At 76.1% G+C, this 1,734-nt stretch carries 2 protein-coding genes; both read right to left on the reverse strand.

Going from position 1 to position 1,734, the window contains the following annotated elements; all coding sequences use genetic code 11:
• Positions 1–61 precede the first annotated feature (61 nt).
• A complete protein-coding gene (locus ABD353_RS35610; protein WP_344627855.1) occupies positions 62–799 on the reverse strand; it encodes a DUF1295 domain-containing protein in 738 nt (245 codons plus the stop codon).
• Positions 799–1,734 (reverse strand): class I SAM-dependent methyltransferase (locus ABD353_RS35615; protein ID WP_344627853.1); only part of this gene is annotated, 936 nt, incomplete at its 5' end. The genes ABD353_RS35610 and ABD353_RS35615, both read right to left, overlap by 1 nt.

Consider the following 1,734-nt stretch of genomic DNA (forward strand, 5'->3'; position numbering starts at 1 on the left):
GGGGGGGCGGGGGGGGCGCCGAGGCCCCCGCCCGGAACCGTGCCCGGCCCCGGCGGCGCCCTCAGCGGCGGGGCGGCAGCGGCACGAAGCCGCTGGTGCGCGCCGCGTACTCGGCCCAGCCGGGCTTGTCCGCACCCATCTGGCGTTCCAGCATCGGCTTGCCGCTGCCGAAGGCCAGCAGCCAGGTCATCAGCAGCGGGCTGCCGACGAAAGCCCAGCCGATCGGGGTGTCCGCGGCGAGCAGGAAGATCCCCCACCAGACGCAGGCGTCGCCGAAGTAGTTGGGGTGCCGGGTGTAGCGCCACAGGCCGCGGTCCATCACCCGGCCGCGGTTGGCCGGGTCCGCCTTGAAGCGGCTCAACTGCCGGTCGCCGACGGCCTCGAAGAACAGTCCGACCGCCCAGAGCGCGGTGCCCGCCCAGGCGAGCGGCCCGGGCCGGCCGGGCAGGTACTGGGCGGCCTGCACCGGCAGCGAGACGAACCAGACCAGGGCGGCCTGCAGCAGGTAGACGATGCGCACGGCGTAGAGCGTGCGGGCCCGGCCGGGCGGGCGGCGGGCGAGCATCCGGGCGTACCGCGGGTCCTCGCCGGTGCCGCGGGCCCGCCGCGCGATGTGCGCGGCGAGCCGGACGCCCCAGAGGGCGGTGAGCACGGTGGCGAGCAGCCGCCGCCCGTCGTCGCCGTACCCGGCCGAGAGCCCGTACCCGGTGAGCGCGACGGCGGTGAAGGCGAGGCCCCAGGCGACGTCCACGCCGCGGTGCCGGCCGGTGCGCAGCCCGACGGCGAGCGCGGCCAGCATCACCGCGAGGGCGGCGCCGGCGGCCGCCGCGAGGTTGACGGCGAAGGAGGCGCAGTCCACGGTGCCGCCGCGTACCGCACCGCGGGGCCGGCGGGCCGGACGGCGAGGATCTGGTCGACGCCCATCCGCCCCTCGGCGAACGCGAGCGAGCTGCCGGCGGTGTACAACTGCCAGAGCCGGACGGTCGGTTCGCCGACCAGGCCGGTGAAGTCGGCGTGCCGCTCGCGGAGGGTGTCGTACCAGGCGTCGATGGTGCGGGCGTAGTGCTCGCGCATCGCCTCGACCTGCCGGACTTCGAGCCCGGCGCCCTCCAGCAGGTCGACGGTGCGGCCGACCGGGCGCATGTGCATGTCGGGGGCGATGTAGGTCTCGATGAAGGCGCCTCCGCCGGGGGCGTTCGCGCCGCGGGACATCTGCTGCACCAGCAGCCGGCCCTGCGGGCGGAGCAGGCCCCGCAGCCGCCCGGCGAAGGCGGGGTAGTGCCGTTCGCCGACGTGCTCGCCCATCTCGATGCAGCTGATCGCGTCGTACGGCCCGTCCGCGAGGTCGCGGTGGTCCCGCAGCAGCACCTCGACCCGGTCGGCGAGACCGGCTTCGGCGACCAGGGCGGAGGCGAAGGCGTGCTGACGGCGGGAGAGGGTGACGGCGGTGACCCGGGCGCCGTAGTGCTTGGCGGCGTGCCGGGCGAGGGCGCCCCAGCCGCAGCCGACGTCGAGCAGGCGGCTGCCGGGGCGCAGGTCGAGCTTGCGGCAGACCAGGTCGAACTTGGCGGTCTGCGCGTCGGTCAGGCTCTCGTCGCCGGAGGTCCAGTAGGCGCAGGAGTAGGCCATCGCGGGGCCGAGCAGCAGGGCGTAGAACTCGTTGGAGAGGTCGTAGTGGTGGCTGACGACGGCCCGGTCCCGGCCGCGGCTGTGCAGGGTGCCGCGGACGGCGGC

Origin of the sequence: Kitasatospora arboriphila, from assembly GCF_039528095.1 — a bacterium.
GTDB lineage: Bacteria > Actinomycetota > Actinomycetes > Streptomycetales > Streptomycetaceae > Kitasatospora > Kitasatospora arboriphila.

What these genes read in the sequence shown, in the direction of transcription:
- ABD353_RS35610 (WP_344627855.1), bottom strand. Translation starts at nt 799, where the DNA reads ATGCTGGCCGCGCTCGCCGTCGGGCTGCGCACCGGCCGGCACCGCGGC.